This is a genomic window from Rhizobium sp. 05L419 (assembly GCF_056397845.1).
Map to the genome: position 1 here is coordinate 88,722 of NZ_JBFTOF010000005.1, position 24,422 is coordinate 113,143.

Here is a 24,422-nt window from a genome sequence, read left to right on the forward strand (position 1 = left end):
TCCGCTCTCGACGGGCTTACTTGTAGACCACCGGTGCCGGCGGCGGCTCGTAGGGGGCCGGGGCGCAACCGCCGAAGAGATAGCGGGCACCGATGCGGGCTTCGTGAACGTTGAAGCCCCTGTCGCGGCCAGGGCCACCGTTCAGGTTGTAGCCAAACATATCGCCGCCGTTGACGTGGAGGAAGCGATAACCGACATCGGCCTTGACGTTGCAGGTAACGTCGATCGAGGCGCCGGCCATCAGCGCGTAGCTGAACCGCCAGTTACCATCGCCACCGTGTGTGACGGTGGGATCGCAGTTGCCCGGGTTGCCCGTTTCGCACGACGTGTTTTGCAGGTCTTTCCACTTGACGTAGGTGCCGCCGATGCCCGCGCCGACATAGGGAGTGAAGTATCCGTAGGTGCCAAGGTCGACATAGGCGTTCGCCATGAGGCTCCAGGCAGTCAGCGAAGAAATGTCGCTTGAGGTGCAATCCAAGGCGACACCGCAGCCGCCGACAGTCGAACCGTTGAAGTCCGACTTCGCAAGGTAGTCCAGCGTGACATCGGTACGCAGATAGCTGTTGATCTGGTAACCGACACCGCCGCCGACCGTGAAGGCATCACGCAGATCCGCGGTGGTGAAATCCACTTCGTTGGCATTGCTGCCCTGGAAGTAGCGCGCACCGCGCAGATCGGTGAAACCGTAGCCGACGTCGCCGCGAAGATACCAGCCGGTCGCTTCGGTGACGGTGACCTCGGGCATTTCCGGGATCGGCTCCGCAGGAGCAAGGTCCGCGGCATAGGCATTCGACGTGATCAGCAAGGCGGCAAAGATGCCGGATAGGCTTCTTTTCATGGATCCCACTCCAAAGTTCGTGGCATGGCAGGACCAATCGCTGCCAGTCGGACACGTTTCGGAATGGATAATGAAGTACAAATGTTAAAAGCTGCTTAACTACAAATATTTACCGTGTTTATTGCTGAATCCTAAACTACCCCTGCGACCGACGGAATGCCGTCGCGCCGCGTGACACTCCACGGCAGGCGCACAGCCGCCTGCGGGTGGAGATCGTGTCAATGTTTGAAATCGGGATTGCACATCGAGCCTGGTGGTCTGCACAGGCACCTAGAGCGCCCGAGGAAGGATATCTCGTTTGCTGCGAGCACCTGTCGCAAGTAGCGCCGCGGTTCTGGCGCACCATCAGCAGGAGGAGAACCCGGCGAAAACGCCGGGTTCGTCGTTTCAAGGCTCAGGCGGCCGTGCGGACGCTTGAGATCGTGCCGATCAGGTCGTTTACGATACGCTCGATCTGGCTGCGATCGTCGCCTTCCGCCATGACGCGGATCAGCGGTTCGGTTCCGGAGGGGCGAATGACGAGACGGCCGCTCTTGGCGAGTTCCGCCTCGGCGTCCGCGATCGCCTTCTGGACATGGATGTCTTCGAGCGGCTTGCCGCCGGAAATGCGGACATTGCGCAAGAGCTGCGGCACCGGCTCGAAACGACGGCAGATCTCGCTGACCGTCTTGCCCGTCCGCTTGACGGCGGCAAGGATCTGCAGGGCCGCAACCAGGCCATCGCCTGTTGTGCCGTAGTCGGAGAGCACGATATGCCCGGACTGTTCGCCTCCGACATTGTAGTTGTGCTGGCGCATATGCTCGACCACGTAGCGGTCGCCGACCATCGTGCGCACCAGGCCGAGGCCCTTGTCCTGAAGGAACCGCTCAAGGCCGAGATTAGACATGACGGTGGCGACAATGCCGCCGCCGCGCAACTGCTGGCTCTCGGCATAGCTTTCGGCGATCACGGCCATCAGCTGGTCGCCGTCGACAACGGCGCCATTCTCGTCGACGATGATGACGCGGTCGGCGTCGCCGTCGAGCGCGATGCCGATATCGGCGCGCACTTCGTCGACCTTCTTCTGAAGCGCGACCGGGCTGGTCGATCCGCAATTGAGATTGATGTTGGTACCGTTCGGCTCGTCGCCGATCGTGACGACGTCTGCGCCAAGTTCCCAAAGTGCGGCCGGTGCCACCTTGTATGCGGCGCCATTGGCGCAATCGATCGCAATTCTGAGGCCCTGAAGCGTGACATCGCGCGGCAGCGTACGCTTGGCGTGCTCGATGTAGCGATCGTGGACGCCATCGACGCGCTTGGCGCGACCGATATCGTCAGACTTGGCCAGCTGCGACGACAGGTCCCGTTCAAGCAGGTCCTCGATCTGCGCCTCGAGGTCGTCGGAGAGCTTGTAGCCATCCGGTCCGAACAGCTTGATGCCGTTGTCTTCGTAAGGATTGTGCGAGGCCGAGATCATGACGCCGATATCGCAGCGCAACGACCGCGTCAGCATGGCGACGGCGGGCGTCGGAATAGGACCGAGAACGAAGGCATCGAGGCCGGCCGCGGTAAAGCCCGCGACCAGGGCGTTTTCCAGCATGTAACCCGACAGCCGCGTGTCCTTGCCGATGACGACCCGGTGACGGTGGTTGCCGCGGCGAAAGATGGTTCCGACTGCAATGCCCACCCGCATCGCGAGGTCCGGTGTCATCGGGAACACGTTGGATTGACCGCGAATGCCATCCGTCCCGAAATAACGTCTTTTCATATGCACCCCTGTGCCTTGGGCGCGCCCCATGGGCAGCGCATCACAACTTAAGCAAGTCTACGCCATCAGGCGCATTACTTGGCTACAAAAGACCTGATTGAGGCCTCCTCATGTCAGCGGCATGCCATAAAACGCCGCTATCATCACGTAAATTAGCGAGAAAACTGAATATATCTCGTTACTGACTGCTGACGAAAAAGGCCGGGCACCATACCTGGTGCCCGGCCGATCCTTCATTTCCAAAGGAAATCAGTGTGGTTGTGGTTCCAGACCACCCTCGGTCTCGTCGCCTTTGGCAGACGGACGGGTACCGGCCTTCGGTACCGCCGACCCACGGCTTGTCGGTGCATCGTCGCCGAGATCACGCGACGGCTTCTCGCCGCGAATCAGCGCCTTGATCTCTTCTCCGGTCAGCGTCTCGTATTCGAGCAGGCCTTCGGCAATCGCCACGAACTCGTCGTGGTAATCGGTGAGGATCTTGCGGGCCTCGGTATAGGCCTCGTCGATCAGGCGCCGCACTTCGTTGTCGATCGTCTGGGCGGTCGCCTCGGAGACGTTCTTTGACTGCGACACCGAATGACCGAGGAAGACCTCCTGCTGATTCTCGCCATAGGCCACCTGACCGAGCTGGTCCGAGAAGCCCCACTGGGTGACCATGGCGCGGGCTAGCTTGGTGGCCTGCTCGATATCGGAGGACGCACCCGAGGTGATGTTCTCCTTGCCGAAGGTCAGCTCTTCCGCGATACGGCCGCCCATCATGATGACGAGGCGCGACACCATCCACTTGTAGCTCATCGAATAGCGGTCGCCCTCGGGGAGCTGCATGACCATACCGAGAGCACGGCCGCGCGGGATGATGGTTGCCTTGTGCAGGGGATCGGCAACCGGCACCTTGAGCGCGGTGATGGCGTGGCCGGCCTCATGATAGGCAGTGAGCTTCTTTTCCGCCTCGGTCATCGCCGAAGAGCGGCGCTCGGCGCCCATCATGATCTTGTCCTTGGCGTCTTCGAATTCCGCCATGGTGACGACGCGCTTGTTTCGGCGTGCGGCCATCAGGGCAGCTTCGTTGACGAGGTTCATGAGGTCGGCACCGGAAAAGCCGGGCGTACCGCGGGCCAGAATCTTGAGGTCGACATTCGGTGCCAGCGGAACGTTGCGGGCGTGAACCTTGAGGATGCGCTCGCGGCCGACGATGTCAGGGTTCGGAACGACGACCTGGCGGTCGAAGCGGCCCGGACGCAGCAGCGCCGGATCGAGAACGTCGGGACGGTTGGTCGCCGCGATCAGGATGATGCCTTCGTTGGCTTCGAAGCCGTCCATCTCGACCAGCAGCTGGTTCAGCGTCTGCTCGCGCTCGTCGTTGCCGCCGCCCAGACCGGCGCCACGATGACGGCCGACGGCGTCGATTTCGTCGATGAAGATGATGCAGGGCGCATTCTTCTTGGCCTGTTCGAACATGTCGCGGACGCGGCTTGCGCCGACACCGACGAACATTTCAACGAAGTCGGAACCGGAGATCGTGAAGAACGGAACATTGGCTTCGCCGGCAACCGAGCGGGCGAGCAGCGTCTTGCCGGTGCCCGGGGGGCCAACCAGAAGAACGCCGCGCGGAATCTTGCCGCCCAGACGCTGGAACTTCTGCGGATCCCGCAGGAATTCGACAATTTCTTCAAGATCCTGCTTGGCTTCGTCCACGCCAGCGACGTCGTCGAAGGTCACACGACCGTGCGCTTCCGTCAAAAGCTTGGCCTTGGACTTGCCAAAGCCCATCGCACCGCGCGAACCGCCCTGCATCTGGCGCATGAAGAACAGCCAGACGCCGAGGATCAGCAGCATGGGCAGCAACGTGCCGAGATAGCTCAGGAAGCCGGAAGAACCGTCGGTTTCGGGACGGGCGGAAACCAGGACATTCTTGGTCTGCAGGCGATCGAGCAGATTGGAATCGATCACAGGAGAATAGGTCTGGAAGGTGGTGCCGTTTTCAACATAGCTGCCGGAGACGCGGTTACCCGTGACGACGACTTCCTTGACGCGGCCCGCATCCACTTCGCGCAGGAACTGCGAGTAAGGGATATCGCGCGAGCTGGTCTGCGCCGGCGACGTCTGGAACATACTGAAGAGGGCAATCAGCAGAAGCGCTATAATTGCCCACAAGGCGAAATTACGTAAATTAGGGTTCATCGAACTCCCCAGCACTGGAACGACCGCCTCATGGCGACCGTCTTATTTGCCTCTAACATAGGAGTGCGCCAGGCTATTGCCAAGGCAAACCGGTCCGTTAGATGGTTTTTCCGTCAATAAGACCTAAAGGCGGTTTTGGATAGGGGCGTGCTCCAAAGGCAGCCGCAAGGCTGTCGGCGAAGATGAAGTCGAATCGTGTCAAAAAACGGTCGAAGAGCGCGAAATAGGGCTCGATCCGGATTTGATTTGGCAGGTCCGTTGAAATCGCCGATGCCGAGATGTGCGGTTGCGCCGCAAGTGCGCGTCGAAGGGCGCTTTTCGGCAGGCGCGAAGTCTCCTCCACCCGCAAATTGCCGGCAGCCGGTCCCCCTCCTCCCTCATTCCTGTGCCTGTCACAGGAGCCCAGCGCGCCCAGGTCCTTGGGCGCGAGAGGGTCCTTCGCGGCGCCGCCGCGCCGCGGCTGGGCTCCTGTGACGAGCACAGGAATGAGGGAGCCTGTGGGCGCCGCACCCTCCAGAGCAGACACCACAATATCCACCTCCGAGCAATTGTTCACCACATACCGGCCATCCCAGACGCCACGCTCGCCCGCCGCAAGGGCAAGCGGCAGGATGCCACGCGTCTCCCGCGCCAGGTAAAGCCCATCGCGTCGCAAATCGAAGATCACGCGCCCGGCCGTCACCCTCCCGGGTCTGCCTGCAGCGACAAAATCTAGAACGCTTCCCATCGGCTCCCGCCCGAGCGCAAAGGGCTGGCCGCCGAACACCGCCGCAAGCCGCGACAGCCCATGGCCGAGAAGCACCCTCTCAACGGCAAGCCCGGCCTGCGACAGGTGCCCGAGCATCGCGCCATGCACACTGACATGCGCATCGAGCCACCGCGCGGCACCGGCGGCAAGCGCTTGCCGGGCTGCCGCCATCATGGCGAGTTCCTCTAAGGAGATCCCCCGCCCGGCGAGCTTCTGGCGCGTGCGCACCCGTTCGTATGTCGGATCGTCATTGCTCGGATCGTCAAACCAGGTGTTCTCGCTGCGGCGCAGGCCGTCACGAATTTCCTGACGCAAACATTGAAGAAACGGCCGAACCACCCAGACGCGCCGGTCGTACAGCACCGCGTCGGCAATGCCCGTCATGTTCGCGGTCGAGCGCAGCCCGCGCATGACAAGCGTCTCGCGCTGGTCGTCGAGCGTATGCGCGGTCACGATGATGTCGGCGGCAAGCTCGGCCGCCGCCTCGGCGAGCAACGCGTAGCGGGCATCCCGCGCAGCCGCCATGATGCCGGCTTTCGGCTTCGGCCCCTGCCAGACCTTGGTGACATGCGCGATACCGAGAGACCGGCAGAGAGCGGCGACCTGGCGCGCTTCATCTGCTGATTCGGCCCGCATCGCATGATCGACGGTGGCGGCACAGAGGGAGATTCTTGAACGGGGGGCGGCCTTCAGCGCATCCGAGAGCGAAAGAAGCAGGCCGGTGGAATCGCTGCCGCCCGAAATCGCGACGAGAATGCGCGAAGGCTGGACCAGCGAATCGAGGAAGCGGCGCGCGGCCGTTTCGGGAGAAATGGTGCCGTCCGGACGCAACCTGGAAGGCCTTAGCAGGAGAGACGCTTCTGTTCGCTCGCAACCTTGGTTATGACGGCGCGCGATGCCTTGGGATAGCGCTTCGACACTTCCCTGAGCGTCGCACAGGCAGTTTCGGTATTGTCGAGCGCAGCAAGCGACATGCCGAGCTTCAGCAACATTTCAGGCGCCTTTTCCGAGCTGCCGTACTTCTTGTGCGCGTCCAGAAAGGTCTTGGCCGCATCGTTGTACTTGGCCTGCGAATAGAGCGCCTCGCCGAGCCAGAAGTTTGCGTCGGCGGCTCGTGCGCTGCCAGGGTACTGCGCAATGTACCGCGTGAACTCCTGCTCGGCCGTGGAGTAGTCGCCGGAGAGCACGTGGCCGTAGGCAGCCTTGTATTGGTCCGCTTCGCTGCCGAGCGACGCCGTCTGCGAGGATTGGCTCCCGTCGACATTTGGCAACGGGCCGGAGCCGACCTCCGCGCCCTGGTTGACGGAGCCGCCAACCGGATTCCCGCTCTGGTCGAAATCGATCGAACCGAGCTGCTTCGGCGGCTGGCCGAGGCCATCGTTCGCAGGAACATCGGTCGAGGGAGCCGTTTCGGCTCCCCGTGTCGCCTGGATCGTGCGAGCGACATCATCGCCGCCCTGGGCAGTCTGGCCCGAAGCAGGCAGATCCGCCTCGCTCTTCTTCATCGGCTTGCTGCTGCCACCGGCGCTGCTGCCGCCGCCTTTTTCCAGTTCCTGGAAGCGGAATTCGTTGTCTTCCTGCGCCTTGCGGATCGTTTCCTGCATTTGCAGGAGCTGGAAGCTCATCTCCTCGATGCGGCCGTTCAGCTGGCGAAGCTGCTCCTCGAGCTGCTGGACGCGCACTTCCGCGCCCCCTGCCGCCTGCACGTTGACGACGGGCGCGTTCTGCTGCCGCTCACCGGCATTCTCGCCAATGCGCCAGCCGAATAGCGACGTCGCATTCGCCGACTGCTCTGTCCCGGCCAATGCCGCGAGGCACAGCATGCCCGCAACGACAAGTTTCTTCATATGGTTCGTCCTGTCCCAGTGATTCTTCGTGCCTCGATGGCACGAACGGGAGATTTTTCCAATTACTTTCAAAAAGCAACGGAGTCTGGCCAAAGTGTGTTCAAAAAGAAAAGGCGGCCCGCGAAGGAGCCGCCTTTCCAAATTGTAACAAACCTCGGCAATTCTGTGCCGAGCCGGCACTTACATGCCGGCGCCGCCGAGAACGGTGACGGCGCGGCGGTTCTGCGACCAGCAGGAAATGTCGTCGCAGACGGCGACCGGACGTTCCTTGCCGTAGGAGATCGTCTTCATGCGCTGTGCCGGAACGCCGCGCGAAGCGAGGTAGTCCTTGGCGGCAGCTGCACGGCGAGCGCCGAGAGCAAGGTTGTATTCGCGGGTGCCGCGTTCGTCGGCATGGCCTTCGACCGTGATCGCATACTTCGGATAGCGACCGAGCCACTGAGCCTGACGGTCGAGCGTCTGGGCGGCGTCCGCACGGATCGAAGTGGAGTCGGTGTCGAAGAAGATGCGGTCGCCGACGTTGACCGTGAAGTCCTGGGCGGAGCCCGGCGTTGCGGCGCCGGCGCCAAGGCCGAGATCACCGGCGCTGTTGGCCATGTTCTTCTTGTTGGCGCAGCCAGCCAGGGCAAGACCGGCAACGAGCGCGATCATGACGGGGTTGCGGGCGAAACTCTGCATGCGGCTCATTGCCGGGGTGTGAATTCGGCTCATGGCCGGTCTCCTTGCGACTTGATTAAGGTTGCCGGACTGTAACCGTACTCGGTTAATCGGCATTCAAGAATTATGGTTAACGAATGGTTGATTTGTCCCTCTGCCGCCCCAATCCAGGATTTTTGAGGCGACAACAAGGCACGTCCACGGTCTTTCCTACTCCAGAAGCGGCGACCAGGCCGGGTCCGATGCGAAGTTCGGGGTCTTGATCAGCTGCTCGTTGTAGCCGGTCAGATCGATCGAGTAGAGCTGGGGACCACCCGCTCCTGCCGCCTGGCGGAAGAACATGATCACGCGGCCGTTCGGCGCCCAGGTCGGGCCTTCGTTGTGGAAGCCCGTCGTCAGGATACGCTCGCCCGAACCGTCCGGCTTCATCACGCCGATCGAGAACTTGCCGCCCGACTGCTTGGTGAAGGCGATGAGATCGCCGCGCGGCGACCAGACCGGTGTCGAATAGTTGCCGTCGCCGAAGGAGATACGCGTCTGGCCCGAGCCGTCGGCATTCATCACGTAGATCTGCTGGTGACCGCCGCGGTCGCTTTCGAAGACGATACGCCCGCCATCAGGAGAATAGGAGGGCGAGGTGTCGATCGCCGCCGTCGAGGTCAGGCGCGTCGTCGTGCGCGAACGCAGGTCCATCGTATAGATGTTGGCGTTGCCTTCCTGCTGCAGGCTCATGACCACCTTTTGACCGTCCGGCGAAAAGCGAGGCGAGAAGGTCATGCCGGGGAAGTTGCCAACCACTTCGCGTTGTCCGGTTTCCAGCTGCAGCAGGTAGACGCGCGGCTGCTGGTTGGCAAACGACATGTAGGTGACTTCCTGCCGGTTCGGCGAAAAGCGCGGTGTCAGGACGAGGTCGCTGCCGTTGGTCAGCATGCGGACGTTGAAGCCGTCCTGGTCCATGATGGCGAGCTGGCGCTTGCGATCCTGCTTGGTGCCGGATTCGTTCACGAAGACGACGCGGGTGTCGAAGTAGCCTTCCTCGCCGGTGATCTGCTTGTAGATCGCATCGGCGATGATGTGCGCCACGCGGCGCCAGTTTTCCGGCTGCGTGTAGAACTGCTGCCCGGTCATCTGCGTGCCGGCAAACGTATCCCAGAGGCGGAACTCGGCGCGAAGGCGGCCATCGCTTTCCTGCGTCACGCGGCCGGTGACCAGCGCCTGCGCATTGATGACCTTCCAGTCCTCGAAGCGCGGAGCGGCATCGGGATTGGAGATCTTCTCGATGAAGGCGTTCTTGTTGATCGGCGCAAAGAGGCCCGAACGCTGAAGGTCGGCTGCAATCACCTGCGACACCTGCGCGCCCATGTCGCCCTGCAGGAAATCGGTGATCGCGATCGGCAGGGGCTCGACATTGCCCTTGTTGATGTTGATTTCGACAAGCGCGTTCGCAGGCGTGGCGATAACAGCAGTGGTTATCATGCCGACGGCGACCATCAAGGCGCGGATGAGAGAACACTTGGTCATGGAGGACAAGCCTTTCAGCATTTTAAAGGGCTAGATCGCTGGGATCGAAGTTGACGATGACTTCGCCCCAGGCGTCATATTTGTCTTTCGGAAGGTTTGTGAACGGCGACGACTTCATGACGGCGCGCTTGGCACCGCTCGCCAACGCCATCCGCGTTGCCTCGTTGGTGCCGCCGACCGCTTCGACCTCGGGCGAGCCGATGATGTTGCCATCCGGGTCAAGCTTCATATGGACCTTGATGCGAACGTCGCTCGCACCTTCCATTCCCGGGATAACGGACCAGTTGCCGGCAATCGCGCTGCGCAGCGCATCCATCTCGCTCATCGACAGCTTGGAACCACCCGTTGCCTTCTTGGCGCCGAGCGATGCCACTTCGGTCGAGCTCTTGGCACCGCCGTTCGACGGGTCCTGCTTGTTGAGCAGGGCCGCGATCTCGTCGGAGTTGAAATCGGACGACTTCGAGGAGGAGGCCTTGGCCTTTTCCTGCTTCTTGTCGGCCTTCTTCTTGTCGGTCGGCTTTTCGTCCGTCTGGGCCTTGTCTTCGGTCTTCTTCTCAGGCGGCTTTTCCGCCGGCTTCTGTTCCGGCGGCTTCACCTGCGGCTTGACGACGGGTGTCGGCACCTTGTCAGGCAACGCCTCGGCATCGGGCTTCGGCGGCTCGGCCTGTTCCTGCGGCTTTTCCTCCGCCTTCTCAGGCGTCGGCGTCGGCGGCGTGATCTCGGGCTTCGTGATCGACGCAACCTGCTGCGGCTCGACGTCCGTCTCTTCCTTCATGATGTCCTTCACCTCGTTCGGCACAGGATCATTCTGGGGAAGCGGCTTCTCGGAGGCCTTCTGGGCGGCAGCACTTTCGTTGTTGTTCGGCTTGGCGTTGGGGATCGGGGGCGCCTTCAGGTCGACCTTGTTCTCGCCCATGTTCTCGGCGTTTTCGACATTGGTCGGCTTGGCCGTCGGCTTCGGAGCCGGCTTTTCGCTCGGCTTGGCCGTCTTGTCGCCCTGCTGCATCTGCGTCATCTCTTCGACAGGCACGAGGTCGACGGGCATCGCCTCGAAGTCCTCGACCTTGAACTGCTCCGGGGAGCCGATCGAGATCAGCGCCCAGGCAAGCAGTGCACAGTGCAAAGCAGCAGATGTGACGATACTGGCCTTCATAGCGTTCGCTATTGGTCCTTCTTCTGCTGCGTCACGAGGCCGATATTCTTGAAGCCTGCACCCTGGATGCGGGCCATGACATCGGCAATCACGCCATAAGGCGCCGTCGCGTCGCCGCGAACGAAGATGCGTTCATTGTAGCCGGTGGTCGCGATCGCCTCGAGCTTGGCGGCAATTTCCTCGACCGGGATCGGTGTTTCCTGAAGGAACGCCGTTCCGTCGTTCTTGACGGAGATCGTGATCGGCTGCGTTTCTGAGTTCAGCGCCTTGGCCTGCGTCTCCGGCAGGTCGATCGGCACGCCGACCGTCATCATCGGTGCTGCGACCATGAAGATGATGAGAAGAACAAGCATGACGTCGACGAGCGGAGTCACGTTGATCTCGGAAATGACGCCACCTCTGCGTCCGCCACGACGACGGCGTCCGCCGCCGCCTCCGCCACTGCTTGGAGCACCCATGCCCATGTCGTTTACTCCGTTTCCGTGCGTTTACTGCGCAGCCTGACGCGGCTGCAGCTTCTCATCGATCTGGCGCGAAAGGATGGCGGAGAATTCGTCCGCGAAACCTTCCATGCGACCCGATAGCTTGCCGGCGTCGGCGGAGAACTTGTTGTAGGCGATAACCGCCGGAATAGCGGCGACAAGGCCGATCGCGGTGGCAAGGAGCGCTTCGGCGATACCGGGTGCGACGACCGCAAGGTTGGTGGATTTCGAACCGGCGATCGCCTGGAACGAGGTCATGATACCGACGACAGTACCGAAGAGGCCGATGAACGGACCGGCAGAACCGATCGTCGCAAGCGAGCCCAGGCGGGCGGAGAGGAATTCCGATTCACGGGCGAGCGTCACGTCCATGGCGCGGTCGATACGCATCTGCAGGCCGATCGGCGAGCGTGCGCCGCGCTCGAACGACTTCTTCCATTCGCGCATGGCGGCGACGAAGATCGAGGAGAGGCCCGTGTTGTTGCGCTCGGACAGCGAGCGGAAGAGTTCTTCCAGCGACTGGCCCGACCAGAACACCTGCTCGAACTTGTCAAACTGGCGCCGCGCGCGGCCAAAGGCCAGATATTTGTCGATGACGATCGCCCAGGTCCAGACGGAGGCTGCGATGAGCCCGAGCATGACCAGTTTGACGACGAGACCTGCCTGCATGAACAGCGACCACAGGCTCACGTCCGTCGCTGCTGCTGCCAATCCTACTTGTTCCATTGATCCAAAATCCCCGAATCCAAACGCCCGGCACTTGACCGGGCGGCACGAAGTGATCTCGCAAGAAGTGTCTGGCGGCCGCCGCCCAAAGCCCTGGTCAAGCTTCCAAGCTCTTATCCGCTTTCCTTGCCGTCAAATTTGGTCAAAGGAAGGCGTGCACCGCACAAACTCTGACAATCCGAGTAAGACACCATTATGGTTAACAGTTCGTTAGCATCGGACAATGACAGCGAATCTATCTGCGGAAAAGAATCATCCTTGGATTACTTGGTCAGATCTGAGGTCGATGACCAAAACAGCGCTCATCTTGCAGCGCGGCAATTCCTTCACATGAAAGTCATGTTTTTGCAAGGATGAAATCCGCCACCCTTGCCACGTTTTGGCATAGGTGCGGCCAATGCGCGGCTGGGGACTTTCAGAGCGGCTGGCTGCCTTCGAGAAATTTCTCCGCCAAGGCCTCCGGCAGCCGCCGCGGCCGGCCGTTGGCGTTGATGACGGCGATGACGACCTTTGCAGCGATGAGCAGGGTATCGTCACGGCGGATTTCCTGGTTGAGCACCATCTTGGCGCCGCCGGCTTTTTGCGTGTGTGTCAGCACGGTCAAAATGTCGTCCATCCGCGCCGGCGCCTTGAAGTCGATCTCCATCCGGTGGACGACGAAGACCAGCCCCTCCTCGTCTGCGGTGATGAGTTCGCGCTGCTCGACGCCGAGGCAGCGGAGATAGTCGGTGCGGCCACGCTCCAGGAAATGCAGGTAGCGGGCGTGATAGACGAGGCCGGAGAAATCGGTGTCTTCGTAGTAGACCCGCTGCAGCAGCCGATGGCCCGCTTCCGTGAGTTCGCCCGAAATCGAAAAACCTTTGTCCGCCATAATCTTCTCCAAAGTCATACGCCCTCTTTGGCGCAAGACTTTCCGCCGTGCAAGCATTGAACAATCGTCATAGTTCCTAAGTAATTTCTCATCGACCTTACAGAGGAGGAGATGATCCCATGAAGATTGCGGTGATGGGCGGGGATGGTTTTATCGGCTGGCCGACATCATTGCATCTCTCCGACGCCGGCCACGACATCCACATTCTCGACAACCTCTCAAGGCGCTGGATCGACACCGAACTCGGCGTGCAATCGCTGACGCCGATGGACTCGATCCAGGAGCGAACCCGCATCTGGCACGCCGAAACCGGCCGGCGCATACACTTCAATCTCATCGACCTCGCCAAGGACTACGAACTGCTCAAGAGATGGCTCGCCGACAACAGGCCCGACGCGATCATCCATTTCGCCGAACAGCGAGCCGCCCCCTATTCGATGAAAAGCGACCGGCACAAGAACTACACGGTCAACAACAACGTCAACGCCACGCACAATCTGCTGAACGCCCTGGTCGAGCTGCAGCTTGACGCTCACCTCGTCCATCTCGGCACGATGGGCGTCTACGGCTACTCGACGGTTGGCGCAGCGATCCCCGAAGGGTATCTGCGGGTGGGCATCGAAACCACGAACGGCGAAACCGTCAGTCAGGAGATCCTCTATCCCTCCAACCCCGGCTCGATCTACCACATGACCAAGTGCCTGGATCAGCTTCTCTTCCATTTCTATGCCAAGAACGATGCGCTGCGCATCACCGACCTGCACCAGGGCATCGTCTGGGGAACGCATACGCAACAGACGCGCCGGCACGCGCAGCTGATCAATCGCTTCGACTACGACGGCGACTACGGCACGGTGCTGAACCGCTTCCTCATCCAGGCGGCGATCGGCTATCCCTTGACCGTCCACGGCACCGGCGGCCAGACCCGCGCCTTCATCCACATCCAGGATTCGGTCCGCTGCATCGAGCTTGCCTTGAAGAACCCGCCCGCCAGCGGCGCCCGTGTCGAGATCTTCAACCAGATGACAGAGACCCATCGCGTCCGCGATCTTGCCGAGATCATCGCGAAGATCAGCGGCTCTGATATCGCCTGGTTGCCCAACCCGCGCAAGGAGGCGCCGGAAAACGAGCTGATCGTTGAGAACGACAAGTTCCGACACCTCGGCCTCGACCCGACCACGCTCAAGGCCGGATTGATGAGCGAGATCGTCGATGTCGCGAGGAAGTTCGCCTATCGCGTCGATCGCGCCCGCATTCCCGCCGTCTCCGCCTGGACCCGGGATATCGCCGCAACGATCAACCACGATCCGGAAGGCAAGCGGCTGAAGTCGGTGTCGTGACCATGGTTGCGACGAACGCCCCGGTGAAGGAGAAGCGCCGCCTCATCCGATTGCCGCCACCGTCTGCCCGGTGGGCAGAAGAAAATTGTGGAGGCGCCTGAGCTCTATGACCTCACCCTTCGCCTACGTCACGCTCGTCACCAACGCGGACTACGCCATGGGCACAACCGCGCTTGCGCGCTCGCTGCGTTTCACGCAGACCGCAGCCGATATCGTCGTCCTTCACACCGGCAGCGTCGAGCCGTCCCACCTCCGCCCGCTGCAGCAGCTGGACTGTCGCCTGGTCGAGGTCGAGCACCTGCCGCTGTCCGACGCCTTCAACGAGCGCCACGCCCGCGGCAACCTGCATTCGGCCGCCCCCTTTACCAGGGGCCGCAAGCCGGATTTCCATTCGCCGCTCGACAATTTCTGCAAGCTGAGGCTCTGGGAACTGACGGAATACAAAAGCTGCGTCTTCATCGATGCCGACGCGATCGTCCTTAGGAACATCGACAAGCTGTTCCACTACCCCGAGTTTTCTGCCGCCCCGAATGTCTACGAAAGTCTTGCCGGTTTCCACCGCATGAACTCCGGCGTTTTCGTCGCGCGTCCGTCCGCGGACACGTTCCGACACATGCTGGCGCGGCTCGATCTGCCCGACCGTTTCTGGGAACGGACCGACCAGACGTTTCTGCAGGCGTTTTTCCCCGATTGGCACGGCCTTCCCGTCTATTTCAACATGCTGCAGTATGTATGGTTCACCATGCCGGCTCTTTGGGACTGGAAGAGCATTTCGGTCCTGCACTACCAATATGAAAAGCCGTGGGAACCAGATCATCCGAAAGCCGCGATGTTGCGGCCGCTGATCGACCTGTGGCACGCGTTCTACGCCGGCGATGATCTGCCGGAAATTTCGGCGATGGCCAATCCGGAAGAGGCAGCATGAAGGTACTGGTATCGGGCGGAACGGGTCTTGTCGGACGCTACATCGTCGAGGAGCTGCTGGCGGCCGGATATTCCGTCATCGTCGGCGGCCGCCACGCACCGCTTCCGCGTGCCTTTTCACGGCCCGTCGAGTTCGCGCCGTTGTCGCTCGACCCGGCGCGCGACCACATCGAGGCTTTCGACGACGCCTATTTCTTTGTCCATGCAGCCTTTCATCACCTGCCCGGGAAATACCGCGGCGGCGAAGGCGACGATCCGGAAACGTTCAAACGCCTCAACCTCGACGGCACCGTCAGGCTCTTCGAAGCCGCCAAACGCGCCGGCACCCGTCGTTGTGTCTTCATCTCCAGCCGCGCGGTCTATGGCGATCATCCGCCCGGGACGATGCTGACGGAGAGCACGCAGGAAAAACCGACAACCCTCTACGGACAGGTCAAGCTGGATGCCGAGCGCAGTCTGGCGCACCTTGCCGCCCCCGGCTTTTCGACCGCAAGCTTGCGGCTGACGGGCGTCTACGGCAACCTGCGCCCCAACAAATGGGACAAGCTCATCGACGACTATATGGCCGGCCGGCCCTTGCCCTCGCGCGCCGGAACCGAAGTTCACGGAAGCGACGTCGGCCAGGCGGTGCGTCTGATGCTGGAAGCCGAGAGCGCGCGCATTTCGGGCGAGAACTTCAACGTCTCCGACGTGACGGTGGATACATGGGACATCCTGGAACCCGTCCGCTGGGAGCGCGATTGCGTCAACAGGCTGCCCCTCGCTGCCGATAGATCCACTCTGACGCAGATGGACACGGCGAAAATTCGGGCGCTCGGCTGGACGCCGGGCGGCATGCCGCTGTTCGACGAGGCGATCCATGCTCTCGCCACCGCCGGGTAGCCGCACAGGCTCGCGCAAGCCGAGGGTTGTAGACAGAACCCGATGGTGCAATCCTGGGGGATAGTATGCAAGTCGGATCCACTTCGGCGCTCGATATTCTGCGCAAAACCTATTCTGCGTCCGCAGACAGCGCAGGCAGCACGCGCCTGAAGACATTGCAGGATTCGGCAAGGGCGCTCGAGACCCTGCGCCAGAACATGACCACCTCCGCCGAAGCGGCCAAGGAACGGGCGGCGCGGAAGCTGGAAGAAGCCAAGGCGCAGCTGGAGATGCTGAAAAGTGGCGGTTTGCCGCCTGAGGTGGTCGCCCGCCTTGCCGCTGAACTCGCCCACAAGATCAGCGCGGCGGCCTCCGAATTTGCCGCAGCCGTCGCTGCCAGCGCGACCAGCGCCGCTTCATCAGCCACGGCGGCCGTCGCGGATGCGGGAACAGGTGCTGCCGCCGAAGCAACCACCGCTGCACGCGCCAAGCCGAAATCCTCATCTGTCGAAGATGCTGATGCTGGCGCCGACACGTCCGAGGCAGACGAACCTGACAGTGCGACGGCGGCACGAAACGCCTACCGGAGCGTCGTCGAGGACGCAAAGCAGGCGTCTTCCGGCATCTCCGCCGAAGACCGAACGACCATGGAAAAATTCAAGTCGATTCTGCAGGAGGTCCGCCAGCTCATGGACAAAGCCATGCACGAACTGCGTGCCAGGATCGGCAAGGCGGGCTCCAATGCGGATGGCACGGCGCTCGAAGCGCAGGTCGGCGCCTCCCAGACACCGACCAGCATCATCATCTGACCGGCAATACCGGCAGCCAAAGGTCGCATTCACGCGTTGCAATGATGGGCGGCCGCTCTATGGTTCTGCCAAAACCAGCGCGGTGGATTGGATGACCCCAAAAGAACTGAAAGCCGAAATGCGCGCCGAGCGGCTGGCGCTTCGCGACGCCATCCCCGCCGACACGCGTATCGAGATGAGCCTGGCGATGGCCGAGCATGCCGGCGAAGCCGTCGCCTTCGACCCGGGCACGATCATCTCCGGCTTTCTGCCGATCCGCTCCGAAGCCGACACCCGCCCGCTGATGGCAAGGTTCCAGGCGCGCGGCGCGCGCCTGTGCGTGCCGGCCATCCTCGATCGGCAGACGATCGCCTTTCGCGAACTGGTGCGCGGCGCACCGCTGGTCAGCACCGGCTTCGGCACGTCGGGCCCAGGCCCGGACGCACCCGTTCTCGATCCCGAGATCCTGCTCGTTCCCCTCTCCGCATTTGATCGGCGCGGCCATCGTATCGGCTACGGAGCGGGTCACTACGACCGCGCAATCGACCGATTGAAGCAAAAAGGCATGCATCCGAAACTGATCGGCATTGCATTCGACTGCCAGGAAGTGGCACATGTGCCCGCTGAGCCGCACGACGTAAGCCTGGATGCCATCCTGACAGAAAGCGGCCTTCGCTTTTTTGCCTCTTGGATTGGATAGCAATGAGACTGCTTTTTCTGGGTGACATGGTCGGCAAGACCGGACGTACGGCGGTCTGGGATCGCCTCCCCGGTCTGGTATCGGACCTGAAACTCGACTTCGTGATCGTCAACGGCGAAAACGCCGCCGGCGGCTTCGGCATCACCGAGGACATCTTCCTCGAGACGATCAATGCCGGCGCCGACGTGGTGACGACGGGAAATCACGTCTGGGACCAGAAGGAAGCCGTTGGCTTTGCCGGCCGCCACGACCAGTTCCTGCGTCCGGCCAACTACCCGCAGGGGACGCCCGGCCGCGGTTCCGGGCTGTTCTACGCCCGCAACGGTGCGCGTGTCCTCGTCGCCAACATCATGGGCCGCGTCTTCATGCATCCGGAGCTCGACGACCCCTTCAAGTCGGCTGAAACCATCCTTGCCGCCTGCCCGCTCAAGGAACAGGCGGACGCGATCATCTTCGACTTCCATGCGGAAGCCACCAGCGAGAAGCAGTGCTTCGGCCACTTCGTCGACGGTCGTGCCAGCTTCGTCGTCGGAACGCACACCCACGTGCCCACCGCCGATCACCAGATCCTGAACGGCGGCACCGCCTATCTCTCCGATGCCGGCATGTGCGGCGATTACGATTCGTCGCTGGGCATGGACAAGGAAGAGCCGCTGAACCGCTTCATCTCCAAGATGCCGAAAGGCCGGATGGAGGCGGCGACCGGCCCGGCCACGATCTGCGGCGTCGGCGTCGAGATCTCGGACACGACCGGGCTCGCCGAAAAGATCGCGCCCCTGCGCCTCGGCCCGCGGCTTGCGGAGACCATTCCGGAGTTCTGGCGCTAGACTGGGCATCGGCCTGCCATGACGCAAAAGTGAGCAACGGCGCCGGTTTTGATCTGGACCGTTGCGACCCCTTGCCGCATCCTCGCTGTCAGTTTGATAGCGACGGAGGAAGTGGCATGATGCCACGCTTTCTTGTCTTCGCAGTTGCCTGCCTGCTGTTCCTCATCGCCGCGGAAGCCGCGGTTGCGCAAGAGGAGCGCCGCAATGTCAGCCAATGCCAGGCGGTCGCGCAATCGATTCCAAAGGCAACCTTCGCAAGCGTCGCCGGTCCGCCGCCGTTGATCTCGGCGGGTGCCACCGAGCAAACCGTGGCGCTGACCTATGTCGGCCATTCGACCTTCCTTATCGAAACACCCGGCGGCGTCTCGATCGCCACGGACTTCTCAGGCTGGTACACCCCGCCCCGAGCCCCGATGGTGGCGACGATGAACCGGGCTCATTCCTCGCACTATACGCTGGCACCCGATCCGGCCATCCAGTTCGTGCTGCACGGCTGGAGCGACGTGCCTGGCGAAAAAGCCCGAATCGACATGACGGTCGGCGACACCTACATCCGCAATGTCACGACGGATATCCGCGGCGGCTACGGAGCACCGCAGAAGGATGGAAACTCGATCTTCATTTTCGAGGTCGCGGGCCTGTGCATCGGGCATCTCGGCCACCTGCACTACGAGCTGACCGAGGCGCACTACACCGAAATCGGCAGGCTGGATGTGGTGATGGTCCCGGTCGACGGCGGCCTGACGATGGGAGCCGACAGCATGAGCCGCATCATCAAACGCCTGAGATCGTCGCTGATCCTGCCGATGCATCAGCCGAGGCCGTTGCAGAGCTTCCTGTCGCTGTTCGGCCCCGATTTCGATATCGCCTACGCGCCAACCAACACGATCACCGTATCGATGCGCACCCTGCCGAAGAAGCCGTTGATCTACGTCGCCAAGAGCATGCAGTGAACAAGGCCACGAGCTTGCGCCTTGCATTCAATGACTTGAATGCTCCTCATCCCTGTGACGAGTACAGCGATGAGGAGGTATCGCCGACCCATGGCAGCCGGACGCCCTTGCCGCATCAATCATATCAGCGGCATCGGAAAAGCCCGAGAGCGGATGTCACCCGGGCATTTTCTTTCGTCCGCAAGCACTCACGCAAAATGCAGGTGCTGTCTCACGCCGACGTCAGGCATCTTCTCGTCACCGAGATTGGCCTTTGCGATCTCCCAGCCGAATTTCAGCTTGCCGCCGGTGGAGACCCAGATCTCCGCGTCGTCGACATGCATGGCGAGCATCGTCAGCTTGGGGTCCTTCTTGCCGTCCTCGTACCAGGCGGCAACGACCGAGTTCCAGTATTCTTCGATCTTCGACGGATCGGCGCGGGCCTCGATCTGGCCTGCAAGGCACGCATGATAGTCGTGCTCCTTGCCAACGACGCAGAAATGCGCCCGCGTGCCGGGCTTGATAGCCCGCACGATATTGGCATCGGACTTCGTATAGAACCAGATCGTGTTGGTCTTCGGGTCTGCATGCGGCGCCATCGGCTGCAAGTGCATATCGACGCCGTCCACGCCGAGCATTCCGGCATGAATATCGTTGACCTGATCCCAGAGTTGACGTGCCGGGTGTTCCCGTGCCTCATTGAAACTAGCCATAGCACTTCCTTCCGTTTCGAGGGGCCGTGCTTTCAAACGTTGGCTTCCCGGCTTTGTTCCCCGATGGCCCCCGGTATGCTACGTTCGAGCGCACCTTGCACAACGGAGGATTTGATGAGGAACGCAACTTTGCCGGCCTTGGCATTCGCCTTGGCGTCGGCATCCTCAGGCATTGCGGCCGACCGGAGCTTCAAACCCGACGAGAGCGGCCAGATCGTCTTCGTCACTCCCTCGCTGAATATCGGCTGCACCTACATCCCGAAAGGCGGCTCCTCGATGTACACGCCCGATGATGGCGGGCCGGAGCTCGGCTGCGATCGCATCGAACCCCTTTACGTCCGCCTCATCCTTTCAGCCTCGGGAAAGCCCTTCATCTTCAAGATGGAAGGTGACAGCGCCTGCTGCAGCGACGCCAACGTTCTGCAATACGGCGAGCGCTGGCGGGCCGGCCCGTTCAGCTGCAGCTCGGAGCGAAGCGGTCTTACCTGCACCCGTGACGACGGTCATGGCTTCTTCGCCAGCCGCAAGAAATACACCGTCGACTGACACGCTGTCGTCATCGGCCGACTGCCGAACGCGCTGCTTTTCCCTTGAATGCGCCCCGTTTCGCTCCTATAAGGCGGCCCATTCCGACAATGAGACGTGAACAGGGGTGCCATGGCTGGCCATTCACAGTTTAAAAACATCATGCACCGCAAGGGTCGTCAGGATTCCGTGCGGTCGAAAATGTTCTCCAAGCTCGCGCGCGAAATCACCGTTGCCGCCAAGGCCGGTCTGCCTGATCCTTCGATGAACGCGCGCCTGCGCCTGGCGATCCAGAACGCCAAAGCCCAGTCGATGCCGAAGGACAACATCGACCGCGCCATCAAGAAGGCTGCAGGCAACGATGGCGAGAACTACGATGAAGTCCGCTACGAAGGCTACGGCCCGGGCGGCACGGCGATAATCGTCGAGGCGCTGACCGACAACCGAAACCGCACTGCCTCCAACGTCCGCTCTATCTTCACCAAGGCCGGGGGCGCCCTTGGCGAAACCGGCTCAGTGTCCTTCTCCTTCGACCACGTCGGCGAGATCACCTACAAACTGTCGGCAGGCGATGGCGACAAGATGATGGAAGCCGCGATCGAAGCCGGCGCCGACGACGTCGAGACCGACGACGAAGGCCACTACATCACCTGCGCCTTCGAGGCCCTCGGCGAAGTCGCCAAGGCTCTCGAAGAGACCCTCGGCGAAGCGGAAACCGTCAAGTCAGTCTGGCGCGCCCAAAACAACGTGCCGGTTGACGAAGAAAGGGCACAGTCGCTGCTGAGGCTTATCGACAGCCTCGAAGACGATGACGACGTCCAGAACGTCTACTCGAACTTCGAAGTCTCGGAAGAAGTTCTGGCCAAGCTTTCGGCCTGATCCTTCCGCCCGTTTTTTGAGCTCCCGGCCTGCGTTCGAAAGACGCAGGCTTTCTTTTGGCGGACGAACCCACATGCGCTACAAGCTTGCCCTCTTCGATTTCGACGGAACGCTTGCCGACACCGCCGACTGGTTCACTTCCGCGCTGAACGAATCGGCCGCCCGTTTCGGTTTTCGCCAGCTTTCGCGCGACGAATTCGCGATGCTGCGTAGCAAGGACAACCGTGAGATCATCCGCTATCTCCGCGTTCCCTGGTGGAAAATGCCGGCCATCGCGCGCGATATGCGGCAGCGGTCGGCAGCCAACGCCCACGACATGAAGCTGTTTCCCGGCGTCGGCGAACTGCTTGCTGATCTGCGCGGCGCCGGCGTGCGCATCGCGATCGTCAGCTCGAATACAGAATCCACGATCCGCAGCGTCCTCGGCGGCGACATCGAAATCGACTACTTCGAATGCGGCGCATCGATCTTCGGAAAGTCCGCGCGCTTCCGGCGCGTGCTCAGGCGCGCCGGCCTGAGCGTCGCCGATGCAATCTCCATCGGCGACGAGGGCCGCGACATCGAAGCGTCCCGTGCCGCGGGGATCGTGGCCGGCGCGGTCGCCTGGGGCTACGCGACCCCCGATTATCTTGAGAGCCAGTCGCCGGACATCATGTTCGGCAACGTCAGCGACATCAGGCGCACGCTCCTCCAGGCCTGATATCCGAACGAGAACATCTCATCTGCTGGGCCAAGCCTTCGGCTGTCTGCAGATTGTCAAAAAGCCTGCCAGGAAACGAGGCCGGCTTTTTCCGTTCGTGGATAGGCCGCCTTCGTTTTCACATCCCGCAGCCATCAGGTAACACGTTCGTTATCCACCGCCCCTCGTTAAGGTCTCGGTAACCCTCCCCGACTTGAATGCGCCGCATTCGCTCCAGCCGGTCTGTCTCAAGGCCTGCCTCTCTCACTCTCGGCGGGGAAACCACCTCATGAAAAGAATAGCTCTCGTACTCTCGTTCACGCTGTTCGGCGCGCTGTCGGCGAAAGCGCAGCCTGTCCTGGTCAAGCAATTCGGGGACTGGGGCGTCTATTCCTACAGCAAGGGTGGGCAGACGGTGTGCTATGTGCTGACAGTGCCGAAATCAATGCAACCGGCAAGCGTCGACCACGGCCGCAATTTCTTCGTCATCGGCAGCGCCCCGGGTTCGGGACACGAGCCGCAGGCGATCATGGGCTACGAGCTGAAGCCGGGATCGCGGGTCAAGGTCGAGATCGGCGACAAGGTCTTCTCGATGTTCACCAGGGGCAAATCCGCCTGGGTGGGCGAGGAAGCGCGCGAACCCGAAGTCATCAGTGCGCTGCGCTTCGGAAGCGACATGAACGTTCAAGCCCAGTCGCTGCGCGGAACCACGACGACCTACACCTATTCGCTGAACGGCGTGACCGCCGCCCTCAAGCGCATGAGCACGTGCAACTGAGGATGCGCGCCATCCCCCATGCCCCGAGCCGGACGCTTGCCGGCGCACGCAGGCCAGCACGCGGCTGGAAGCGGATAGTCGCGATCTCGTGCCTTGCTCAGGCCCTCGCCTGCGTGCCGGTCGCGGCCAATCCGCTGCAGCCGCAGGCACCTGTCGAGACAGGTCGCGCCAAGGGTCGCGAAACCGGGCTCCCGGTGCCGCGCTTCGTCTCGCTGAAATCGAGGGAGGCCCGCATGCGCGTCGGGCCCTCCCTCGATTACGGAACGCAATGGGTCTATCAGGTCGCCGGCCTGCCGGTGGAGATCACTGCCGAGTACGGCAACTGGCGCCAGATCAGGGATTGCGACGGCGTCTCCGGCTGGATGCACCGCGCCCTGCTTTCCAGCAATCGCACGGCACTTGTCGGGCCATGGATCGCATCCACGGTCCCGATCCGCGCAGCCCCGACGGCAACCGCGGTAATCCTTGCCAAGCTGACGTCGCGCGTGCGGCTCGCCATCCACGCCTGCGACGGCACGTGGTGCAGCGTCGAGGTACCCGGCCATCGGCTCGACGGCTTCGTCAGGCAGTCCGCGCTCTGGGGCGTCTATCCCAACGAGAAGATCATGTAGCGGGGACACTCATTGTGCCCCGCCGAGAAATGCCATCCGGGTGAAGATCGTATAATGCGCCTCCGACGCCATCATCGCCACGAAGACCAGCACCAGGACCGGCGGCAGAAGGATCGCATAGACCAGCGCCAGCCGCTCCCAGGCCATGTGCATGAAGATGGCGACGATCAGCCCCGCCTTCATGAGCATGAAGAGGATGATCAGGGTCCACCTCGGATAGCCCTGGATGCCGAGGTAATCGACGAGGTAGGAGAAGGTGCTGAGCACGAACAGCAGTCCCCAGACGACGAGGTAGAGCCTGATCGGATGCTGCTGGCCGGAATGCGAGGGAGAGTGGGTTTGCGCTTGTGCCATGATGCGACCTCACCAGAGATAGAAGAACGCGAAGATGAAGACCCAGACGAGATCGACGAAGTGCCAGTAGAGGCCCATGATCTCGACGATCTCGTAGTTGCCCTTTCGGCTCGTGAAAAACCCTCGCCTGCCGGTCTCGAAATCGCCCCTTAGAACCTTGCGCGCCGTGATCAGCAGGAAGATCACGCCGAAGGTCACATGGGTTCCGTGAAAACCGGTGATCATGAAGAAGGATGAGCCGAATTGCGCGGCACCCCAAGGATTCTCCCAGGGCCGCACGCCTTCGGTGATCAGCTTCGTCCATTCGAAAGCCTGCATGCCGACGAAGGAGGCGCCGAGCGCTGCGGTGAGCAGCATCAGCACTGCAGTCTTGCCGCGCTCGTGGCGATAGCCGAAATTGACCGCCATCGCCATGGTGCCGCTGCTGCTGATCAGGATGAAAGTCATGATCGCGATCAGGATCAGCGGAACGTCCTTCCCGCCGATATTCAGGGCGAAGACTTCGCTGGGATTGGGCCAGGGAACCGGCGTCGACATACGGGCGGTCATGTAGGCAAGCAGGAAGCAGCCGAAGATGAAGGTATCGCTGAGGAGAAAGATCCACATCATGGCCTTTCCCCAGGAGACGTGCTTGAACGCCCGCTGATCCGAGGAAAAATCGGCCGCCACGCCGCGCAGGCCGCTACGAGGCAAAAGCGGCGCTTGCTCGGCTTCCGTCCGTGTGAGTTCGGCCATCGTCC

Annotated in this window: 26 protein-coding genes; 12 read left to right on the forward strand and 14 right to left on the reverse strand. The window is 61.9% G+C overall.

What is annotated here, in order from left to right:
* Window positions 1-16 precede the first annotated feature (16 nt).
* From AC1DMK_RS08320 to ybgC, 11 genes are all read right to left on the reverse strand, one after another.
* Window positions 17-838, reverse strand: a complete 822-nt coding sequence (locus AC1DMK_RS08320; RefSeq protein WP_037069186.1) for an outer membrane protein — start codon at window positions 836-838, stop codon at window positions 17-19.
* Window positions 839-1,232: 394 nt separating this feature from the next.
* The gene (glmM, locus tag AC1DMK_RS08325; protein WP_477858285.1) at window positions 1,233-2,585 is read right to left on the reverse strand and encodes a phosphoglucosamine mutase; all 1,353 of its coding nucleotides are present in this window, start codon (window positions 2,583-2,585) and stop codon (window positions 1,233-1,235) included.
* Between the two features lie 249 nt (window positions 2,586-2,834).
* On the reverse strand, window positions 2,835-4,766 hold the full coding sequence (gene ftsH / locus AC1DMK_RS08330; protein ID WP_037069190.1) for an ATP-dependent zinc metalloprotease FtsH: 1,932 nt from the start codon (window positions 4,764-4,766) through the stop codon (window positions 2,835-2,837).
* Window positions 4,767-4,863: 97 nt separating this feature from the next.
* The gene (gene tilS, locus AC1DMK_RS08335; RefSeq protein WP_477858286.1) at window positions 4,864-6,345 is read right to left on the reverse strand and encodes a tRNA lysidine(34) synthetase TilS; all 1,482 of its coding nucleotides are present in this window, start codon (window positions 6,343-6,345) and stop codon (window positions 4,864-4,866) included.
* An 11-nt stretch (window positions 6,346-6,356) separates the two neighbouring features.
* Window positions 6,357-7,361 carry a tol-pal system protein YbgF gene (ybgF, locus tag AC1DMK_RS08340; RefSeq protein WP_477858288.1) on the reverse strand — a complete coding sequence of 335 codons (1,005 nt, stop codon included), beginning with the start codon at window positions 7,359-7,361 and terminating at the stop codon, window positions 6,357-6,359.
* 180 nt (window positions 7,362-7,541) lie between these two features.
* Complete coding sequence (gene pal / locus AC1DMK_RS08345) at window positions 7,542-8,072, reverse strand: peptidoglycan-associated lipoprotein Pal (RefSeq protein ID WP_037069196.1); 531 nt, start codon at window positions 8,070-8,072, stop codon at window positions 7,542-7,544.
* Between the two features lie 156 nt (window positions 8,073-8,228).
* Window positions 8,229-9,539, reverse strand: a complete 1,311-nt coding sequence (gene tolB / locus AC1DMK_RS08350) for a Tol-Pal system beta propeller repeat protein TolB (RefSeq protein ID WP_037069198.1) — start codon at window positions 9,537-9,539, stop codon at window positions 8,229-8,231.
* A 22-nt stretch (window positions 9,540-9,561) separates the two neighbouring features.
* A complete protein-coding gene (locus AC1DMK_RS08355; protein ID WP_477858291.1) occupies window positions 9,562-10,692 on the reverse strand; it encodes a hypothetical protein in 1,131 nt (376 codons plus the stop codon).
* A gap of 8 nt (window positions 10,693-10,700) precedes the next feature.
* Entirely contained in the window at window positions 10,701-11,156 is a 456-nt protein-coding gene (tolR, locus tag AC1DMK_RS08360; protein WP_037069205.1) for a protein TolR, read from the reverse strand.
* A gap of 24 nt (window positions 11,157-11,180) precedes the next feature.
* Window positions 11,181-11,900, reverse strand: coding sequence for a protein TolQ (gene tolQ / locus AC1DMK_RS08365; RefSeq protein WP_037069208.1), 720 nt, complete (start codon window positions 11,898-11,900; stop codon window positions 11,181-11,183).
* A gap of 415 nt (window positions 11,901-12,315) precedes the next feature.
* Window positions 12,316-12,771 (reverse strand): tol-pal system-associated acyl-CoA thioesterase, encoded by a 456-nt coding sequence (ybgC, locus tag AC1DMK_RS08370; protein WP_477858294.1) that lies wholly within the window; start codon window positions 12,769-12,771, stop codon window positions 12,316-12,318.
* A 119-nt stretch (window positions 12,772-12,890) separates the two neighbouring features.
* Here ybgC and AC1DMK_RS08375 point away from each other — a divergent pair, with 119 nt between their 5' ends.
* From AC1DMK_RS08375 to AC1DMK_RS08405, 7 genes are all read left to right on the forward strand, one after another.
* Window positions 12,891-14,111 carry an NAD-dependent epimerase/dehydratase family protein gene (locus tag AC1DMK_RS08375; protein ID WP_477858296.1) on the forward strand — a complete coding sequence of 407 codons (1,221 nt, stop codon included), beginning with the start codon at window positions 12,891-12,893 and terminating at the stop codon, window positions 14,109-14,111.
* Between the two features lie 106 nt (window positions 14,112-14,217).
* On the forward strand, window positions 14,218-15,036 hold the full coding sequence (locus AC1DMK_RS08380) for a glycosyltransferase (RefSeq protein WP_477858298.1): 819 nt from the start codon (window positions 14,218-14,220) through the stop codon (window positions 15,034-15,036).
* Window positions 15,033-15,917, forward strand: coding sequence for an NAD-dependent epimerase/dehydratase family protein (locus AC1DMK_RS08385; RefSeq protein ID WP_477858299.1), 885 nt, complete (start codon window positions 15,033-15,035; stop codon window positions 15,915-15,917). The genes AC1DMK_RS08380 and AC1DMK_RS08385 overlap by 4 nt, the downstream gene beginning before the upstream one ends.
* A 65-nt stretch (window positions 15,918-15,982) precedes the next feature.
* Window positions 15,983-16,705, forward strand: a complete 723-nt coding sequence (locus AC1DMK_RS08390) for a hypothetical protein (RefSeq protein WP_477858301.1) — start codon at window positions 15,983-15,985, stop codon at window positions 16,703-16,705.
* A gap of 91 nt (window positions 16,706-16,796) precedes the next feature.
* Window positions 16,797-17,384: a 5-formyltetrahydrofolate cyclo-ligase gene (locus AC1DMK_RS08395; protein WP_477858303.1), complete on the forward strand. Its 588-nt coding sequence runs from the start codon at window positions 16,797-16,799 to the stop codon at window positions 17,382-17,384.
* A 2-nt stretch (window positions 17,385-17,386) separates the two neighbouring features.
* On the forward strand, window positions 17,387-18,211 hold the full coding sequence (locus tag AC1DMK_RS08400; RefSeq protein ID WP_037069216.1) for a TIGR00282 family metallophosphoesterase: 825 nt from the start codon (window positions 17,387-17,389) through the stop codon (window positions 18,209-18,211).
* A 116-nt stretch (window positions 18,212-18,327) separates the two neighbouring features.
* On the forward strand, window positions 18,328-19,164 hold the full coding sequence (locus AC1DMK_RS08405) for an MBL fold metallo-hydrolase (protein WP_477858304.1): 837 nt from the start codon (window positions 18,328-18,330) through the stop codon (window positions 19,162-19,164).
* 188 nt (window positions 19,165-19,352) lie between these two features.
* Here the strand turns inward: AC1DMK_RS08405 and AC1DMK_RS08410 are convergent, their stop codons facing one another.
* Entirely contained in the window at window positions 19,353-19,856 is a 504-nt protein-coding gene (locus tag AC1DMK_RS08410; RefSeq protein WP_477858306.1) for a pyridoxamine 5'-phosphate oxidase family protein, read from the reverse strand.
* 114 nt (window positions 19,857-19,970) lie between these two features.
* Between AC1DMK_RS08410 and AC1DMK_RS08415 the strand changes: the two genes are divergently transcribed.
* The 5 genes from AC1DMK_RS08415 (at window position 19,971) to AC1DMK_RS08435 (ending at window position 23,328) form a co-directional block, all read left to right on the forward strand.
* Window positions 19,971-20,402 carry a hypothetical protein gene (locus AC1DMK_RS08415; protein ID WP_477858308.1) on the forward strand — a complete coding sequence of 144 codons (432 nt, stop codon included), beginning with the start codon at window positions 19,971-19,973 and terminating at the stop codon, window positions 20,400-20,402.
* A gap of 111 nt (window positions 20,403-20,513) precedes the next feature.
* Window positions 20,514-21,260 carry a YebC/PmpR family DNA-binding transcriptional regulator gene (locus tag AC1DMK_RS08420; RefSeq protein ID WP_037069224.1) on the forward strand — a complete coding sequence of 249 codons (747 nt, stop codon included), beginning with the start codon at window positions 20,514-20,516 and terminating at the stop codon, window positions 21,258-21,260.
* A gap of 73 nt (window positions 21,261-21,333) precedes the next feature.
* The gene (locus AC1DMK_RS08425; RefSeq protein WP_477858310.1) at window positions 21,334-21,960 is read left to right on the forward strand and encodes an HAD-IA family hydrolase; all 627 of its coding nucleotides are present in this window, start codon (window positions 21,334-21,336) and stop codon (window positions 21,958-21,960) included.
* A 268-nt stretch (window positions 21,961-22,228) separates the two neighbouring features.
* On the forward strand, window positions 22,229-22,717 hold the full coding sequence (locus tag AC1DMK_RS08430) for an invasion associated locus B family protein (protein WP_477858312.1): 489 nt from the start codon (window positions 22,229-22,231) through the stop codon (window positions 22,715-22,717).
* Window positions 22,718-22,719: 2 nt separating this feature from the next.
* Window positions 22,720-23,328, forward strand: a complete 609-nt coding sequence (locus tag AC1DMK_RS08435; protein WP_477858314.1) for an SH3 domain-containing protein — start codon at window positions 22,720-22,722, stop codon at window positions 23,326-23,328.
* A 9-nt stretch (window positions 23,329-23,337) separates the two neighbouring features.
* Here AC1DMK_RS08435 and AC1DMK_RS08440 read toward each other — a convergent pair whose 3' ends face one another.
* Together AC1DMK_RS08440 and AC1DMK_RS08445 are read right to left on the reverse strand one after the other, a co-directional pair.
* A complete protein-coding gene (locus AC1DMK_RS08440; RefSeq protein WP_037069228.1) occupies window positions 23,338-23,682 on the reverse strand; it encodes a cytochrome C oxidase subunit IV family protein in 345 nt (114 codons plus the stop codon).
* 9 nt (window positions 23,683-23,691) lie between these two features.
* The gene (locus AC1DMK_RS08445) at window positions 23,692-24,417 is read right to left on the reverse strand and encodes a heme-copper oxidase subunit III family protein (RefSeq protein ID WP_477858316.1); all 726 of its coding nucleotides are present in this window, start codon (window positions 24,415-24,417) and stop codon (window positions 23,692-23,694) included.
* Between the last annotated feature and the right edge of the window lie 5 nt (window positions 24,418-24,422).

Bases quoted from the DNA above. Each gene is read 5' to 3' on its own strand.
- AC1DMK_RS08320 (WP_037069186.1), bottom strand. From the start codon at position 838: ATGAAAAGAAGCCTATCCGGCATCTTTGCCGCCTTGCTGATCACGTCG.
- glmM (WP_477858285.1), bottom strand. From the start codon at position 2,585: ATGAAAAGACGTTATTTCGGGACGGATGGCATTCGCGGTCAATCCAAC.
- ftsH (WP_037069190.1), bottom strand. From the start codon at position 4,766: ATGAACCCTAATTTACGTAATTTCGCCTTGTGGGCAATTATAGCGCTT.
- ybgF (WP_477858288.1), bottom strand. From the start codon at position 7,361: ATGAAGAAACTTGTCGTTGCGGGCATGCTGTGCCTCGCGGCATTGGCC.
- pal (WP_037069196.1), bottom strand. From the start codon at position 8,072: ATGAGCCGAATTCACACCCCGGCAATGAGCCGCATGCAGAGTTTCGCC.
- tolB (WP_037069198.1), bottom strand. From the start codon at position 9,539: ATGACCAAGTGTTCTCTCATCCGCGCCTTGATGGTCGCCGTCGGCATG.
- AC1DMK_RS08355 (WP_477858291.1), bottom strand. From the start codon at position 10,692: ATGAAGGCCAGTATCGTCACATCTGCTGCTTTGCACTGTGCACTGCTT.
- tolR (WP_037069205.1), bottom strand. From the start codon at position 11,156: ATGGGCATGGGTGCTCCAAGCAGTGGCGGAGGCGGCGGCGGACGCCGT.
- tolQ (WP_037069208.1), bottom strand. From the start codon at position 11,900: ATGGAACAAGTAGGATTGGCAGCAGCAGCGACGGACGTGAGCCTGTGG.
- ybgC (WP_477858294.1), bottom strand. From the start codon at position 12,771: ATGGCGGACAAAGGTTTTTCGATTTCGGGCGAACTCACGGAAGCGGGC.
- AC1DMK_RS08375 (WP_477858296.1), top strand. From the start codon at position 12,891: ATGAAGATTGCGGTGATGGGCGGGGATGGTTTTATCGGCTGGCCGACA.
- AC1DMK_RS08380 (WP_477858298.1), top strand. From the start codon at position 14,218: ATGACCTCACCCTTCGCCTACGTCACGCTCGTCACCAACGCGGACTAC.
- AC1DMK_RS08385 (WP_477858299.1), top strand. From the start codon at position 15,033: ATGAAGGTACTGGTATCGGGCGGAACGGGTCTTGTCGGACGCTACATC.
- AC1DMK_RS08390 (WP_477858301.1), top strand. From the start codon at position 15,983: ATGCAAGTCGGATCCACTTCGGCGCTCGATATTCTGCGCAAAACCTAT.
- AC1DMK_RS08395 (WP_477858303.1), top strand. From the start codon at position 16,797: ATGACCCCAAAAGAACTGAAAGCCGAAATGCGCGCCGAGCGGCTGGCG.
- AC1DMK_RS08400 (WP_037069216.1), top strand. From the start codon at position 17,387: ATGAGACTGCTTTTTCTGGGTGACATGGTCGGCAAGACCGGACGTACG.
- AC1DMK_RS08405 (WP_477858304.1), top strand. From the start codon at position 18,328: ATGATGCCACGCTTTCTTGTCTTCGCAGTTGCCTGCCTGCTGTTCCTC.
- AC1DMK_RS08410 (WP_477858306.1), bottom strand. From the start codon at position 19,856: ATGGCTAGTTTCAATGAGGCACGGGAACACCCGGCACGTCAACTCTGG.
- AC1DMK_RS08415 (WP_477858308.1), top strand. From the start codon at position 19,971: ATGAGGAACGCAACTTTGCCGGCCTTGGCATTCGCCTTGGCGTCGGCA.
- AC1DMK_RS08420 (WP_037069224.1), top strand. From the start codon at position 20,514: ATGGCTGGCCATTCACAGTTTAAAAACATCATGCACCGCAAGGGTCGT.
- AC1DMK_RS08425 (WP_477858310.1), top strand. From the start codon at position 21,334: ATGCGCTACAAGCTTGCCCTCTTCGATTTCGACGGAACGCTTGCCGAC.
- AC1DMK_RS08430 (WP_477858312.1), top strand. From the start codon at position 22,229: ATGAAAAGAATAGCTCTCGTACTCTCGTTCACGCTGTTCGGCGCGCTG.
- AC1DMK_RS08435 (WP_477858314.1), top strand. From the start codon at position 22,720: ATGCGCGCCATCCCCCATGCCCCGAGCCGGACGCTTGCCGGCGCACGC.
- AC1DMK_RS08440 (WP_037069228.1), bottom strand. From the start codon at position 23,682: ATGGCACAAGCGCAAACCCACTCTCCCTCGCATTCCGGCCAGCAGCAT.
- AC1DMK_RS08445 (WP_477858316.1), bottom strand. From the start codon at position 24,417: ATGGCCGAACTCACACGGACGGAAGCCGAGCAAGCGCCGCTTTTGCCT.